The 3,129-nt window shown below is 70.9% G+C and carries 4 protein-coding genes; all 4 read left to right on the top strand.

Annotation, left to right across the window (positions count from 1 at the left end):
• Nucleotides 1-83: 83 nt before the first annotated feature.
• The 4 genes from mtlA (at nt 84) to DQW06_RS23305 (ending at nt 3,037) form a co-directional block, all read left to right on the top strand.
• Complete coding sequence (gene mtlA / locus DQW06_RS23320) at nt 84-1,190, top strand: PTS mannitol transporter subunit IICB (protein WP_013155223.1); 1,107 nt, start codon at nt 84-86, stop codon at nt 1,188-1,190.
• Nucleotides 1,190-1,498 (top strand): PTS lactose transporter subunit IIB, encoded by a 309-nt coding sequence (locus tag DQW06_RS23315; RefSeq protein WP_013155222.1) that lies wholly within the window; start codon nt 1,190-1,192, stop codon nt 1,496-1,498. Before mtlA ends, DQW06_RS23315 begins: the two co-directional genes overlap by 1 nt.
• On the top strand, nt 1,488-1,931 hold the full coding sequence (locus tag DQW06_RS23310; RefSeq protein ID WP_013155221.1) for a PTS sugar transporter subunit IIA: 444 nt from the start codon (nt 1,488-1,490) through the stop codon (nt 1,929-1,931). The genes DQW06_RS23315 and DQW06_RS23310 overlap by 11 nt, the downstream gene beginning before the upstream one ends.
• A 65-nt stretch (nt 1,932-1,996) precedes the next feature.
• Nucleotides 1,997-3,037, top strand: coding sequence for a zinc-dependent dehydrogenase (locus tag DQW06_RS23305; protein WP_013155220.1), 1,041 nt, complete (start codon nt 1,997-1,999; stop codon nt 3,035-3,037).
• Nucleotides 3,038-3,129: the final 92 nt, after the last annotated feature.

Below are 3,129 nucleotides of genomic sequence, written 5' to 3'. Positions count from 1 at the left end.
ACCCACACCAACACCGACACCCACTGCCCCTCCCCACCTCACCGGCGGGCGATCCGCCCGCCGCACCTCCCAGGAGGTCCCCCATGACCACACAGCAGAGCACGGACAGACTCGCCTCGGTGCGCTCCGGAGTACAGCGCTTCGGAGGGTTCCTGTCGAGCATGGTGATGCCCAACATCGGCGCGTTCATCGCCTGGGGCCTGATCACCGCCCTGTTCATCCCCGACGGGTGGTGGCCCAACGAGCAGATGGCCGGGCTCGTCGACCCGATGATCAAGTACCTGCTGCCGCTGCTGATCGCCTACACCGGCGGCGCGCTGGTGCACGACAGGCGCGGCGGCGTGGTCGGCGCGGCCGCGACCATGGGCGTGATCGTCTCCGCGGACATCCCCATGTTCCTGGGCGCGATGTTCATGGGTCCGTTCGCGGCCTACCTCATGAAGCACTTCGACCGGGTCGTCCAGCCGCGCATCAAGGCCGGCTTCGAGATGCTGGTCAACAACTTCAGCGCCGGCATCCTCGCCGCGATCCTGGCCGCCCTGGGCGTCTACGCGGTCGGACCGGTCGTGGAGGGCATCGCCACCGGCCTGGGCAAGGGCGTGCAGTTCCTCATCGACCTGAGCCTGCTGCCGCTGGTCTCGGTCATCGTCGAGCCCGCCAAGGTGCTGTTCCTCAACAACGCCATCAACCACGGCGTCTTCACCCCGCTGGGCACGGCCCGCGCGGTCGCCGACGGCAGGGCCATCGAGTTCCTCATCGAGTCGAACCCCGGACCGGGCCTGGGCATCCTGCTGGCCCTGATGTTCTTCGGCTCCAAGGTCAGCCGCGCCACCGCGCCCGGCGCGGCCGTCATCCACTTCTTCGGCGGGATCCACGAGATCTACTTCCCGTACATCCTCGCCCAGCCGAAGCTGATCCTCGCCGCGATCGGCGGCGGTATGTCCGGCGTCGCGACCTTCATGATCATGGACGCCGGGCTCGTCTCCGCCGCCTCCCCCGGCAGCATCATCGCGATCATGGCGGTCACCCCGCAGGGAGGCCACCTGTCGGTCCTGGCCGGGGTCGTCGCCGCCACCATCGTCTCCTTCGTCATCGCCTCGCTCCTGCTCGGCTTCGGCCGGTCCGAGCGCAAGGCCGAGCGCGAGGAGAAGGCCAAGCAGGAAGCCGCTCAGAACCAGGAGAACAGCTGATGAGCACTATCGAGGGCTCCGACATCAAGAAGGTCGTCGTCGCCTGCGACGCGGGCATGGGCAGCAGCGTCCTGCTCACCTCGCAGCTGAGCAAGACCCTGTCCCCGTACGGCGTGTCCGTCGAGCACTCCCCGGTCGACCGGATCCCCGAGGGCGCCGACGTGGTCCTGTGCCACACCGGGCTCGTCGACCGGGCCCGGACCCGGGTGCCCGGCACCGTCGTCATCAGCTTCCAGATGTTCCTGGGAGACCCGGCGTTCACCCGCCTGGAGCAGGCTGTGAAGAACGGGAGCACCCTTGCCGAATGATCTGGCGCTGACCGAGGACGCCGTCCGGCTGGGCCGCGAGGCCGCCGACCGGGCCGACGCCATCGACCAGTGCGGTGCCCTGCTCGTCGAACTGGGCGCCGTCGAACCCGGCTACGTGCCCGCCATGCACGAGCGGGAGGCCTCCATCCCCACCTTCGTCGGCGAGGGCGTGGCCATCCCGCACGGCACGGACGCCTCGCGGGCCCTGGTCAAGCGCACCGCGCTGGCCGTGGTCCAGTTCCCCGGCGGGGTCGACTGGGGCGGTCCCACCGTCCACGTGGCCATCGGCATCGCCGCCTCCGGGGACGAGCACCTGGGTGTGCTGTCCTCGCTGGCGGGGATCCTCACCGACCCGGAGAAGGCGGCGCGCCTGCGCTCCGCCAGCACCACGTCCGACGTCCTCGAACTGCTCGGCCCCCTACAGGACGGCTGAGCCCAACCGAACCACCCGCCGGTCCCCTGACCCAGGGCCGGCGGGCCCAGCAGAAAGGCCCGAACATGCTCGTCGCCCGCTTCTACGCCCCCGGTGACATCCGACTGGAGCAGGCCCCCGAGCCGACCGCCGGACCCGGACAGCTCAAGATCGCCGTCGTCAACTGCTCCACGTGCGGCACCGACGTGAAGATCTCCCGGCACGGACACCACCACATCCGTCCGCCCCGCGTGATCGGCCACGAGATCGCCGGGCGGATCGTCGAGGTGGGCGAGGGCGTCACCGGCTGGGCCGAGGGCGACCGCGTCCAGGTCATCGCCGCCATCCCCTGCGGCACCTGCGTGGAGTGCTCCGACGGCCGGTTCACCGTGTGCTCGCGCCAGGAGTCCATGGGTTACCACTACGACGGCGGCTTCGCCGAGTACATGATCATCCCCGAGTCGGTCCTGGCCGTGGACGGGGTCAACCGCGTCCCCGACAACATCGACCTGGCCGAGGCCTCCGTCGCCGAGCCGCTGGCGTGCGTGCTCAACGGCCAGGAGATCGCCGGAGTCGGCGAGGGCGACACGGTCGTGGTCATGGGCGCCGGGCCGATCGGCTGCCTGCACGTCCGGCTGGCCCGTGCGCGCGGCGCCGCGAAGGTCTACCTGGTGGACCTCAACCGGGGCCGCCTGGACATGTCCGCCGACATCGTCCAGCCCGACGCGTCGATCTGCGGCGCCGAGACCGACGCCGTGGAGGAGGTGCTCCGCCTGACCGACGGCCGGGGCGCCGACGTCGTCATCACCGCCGCCGCCTCCGGGCGCGCCCAGGAGGACGCGCTGCGCATGGTCTCGCGCAGCGGCCGGATCAGCTTCTTCGGCGGCCTGCCCAAGGACGCGCCGATCATCCAGCTGGACTCCAACGCCGTGCACTACCGGGAGATCTCGATCTTCGGCGCCAACGGCTCCAGCCCCGAGCACAACCGCCGCGCCCTGGAGCTGATCTCCTCCGGCGCCGTGCCGGTGGCGGACCTGATCACCGAGCGGATGTCCCTGTCCGACGTGCACAAGGCCATCGAGACGGTGGCCTCGGGCACCGCGATCAAGGTGACCATCCAGCCGTAGCGCGCGTGCGCGAAGGCGGTACCGTCGCCGCCCCGGTGCGGCGGCGGTACCCGCCCGCCCGGGGGCGGCGGCGTTCCCACGACGTGCGGGCG

The organism is Nocardiopsis sp. TNDT3 (assembly GCF_003427465.1).
In the GTDB taxonomy this organism is placed as follows: Bacteria; Actinomycetota; Actinomycetes; order Streptosporangiales; family Streptosporangiaceae; genus Nocardiopsis; species Nocardiopsis dassonvillei.
This window is presented reverse-complemented; position numbering and strand designations above follow the sequence as displayed.

Bases quoted from the DNA above. Each gene is read 5' to 3' on its own strand.
- DQW06_RS23305 (WP_013155220.1), top strand. From the start codon at position 1,997: ATGCTCGTCGCCCGCTTCTACGCCCCCGGTGACATCCGACTGGAGCAG.
- mtlA (WP_013155223.1), top strand. From the start codon at position 84: ATGACCACACAGCAGAGCACGGACAGACTCGCCTCGGTGCGCTCCGGA.
- DQW06_RS23315 (WP_013155222.1), top strand. From the start codon at position 1,190: ATGAGCACTATCGAGGGCTCCGACATCAAGAAGGTCGTCGTCGCCTGC.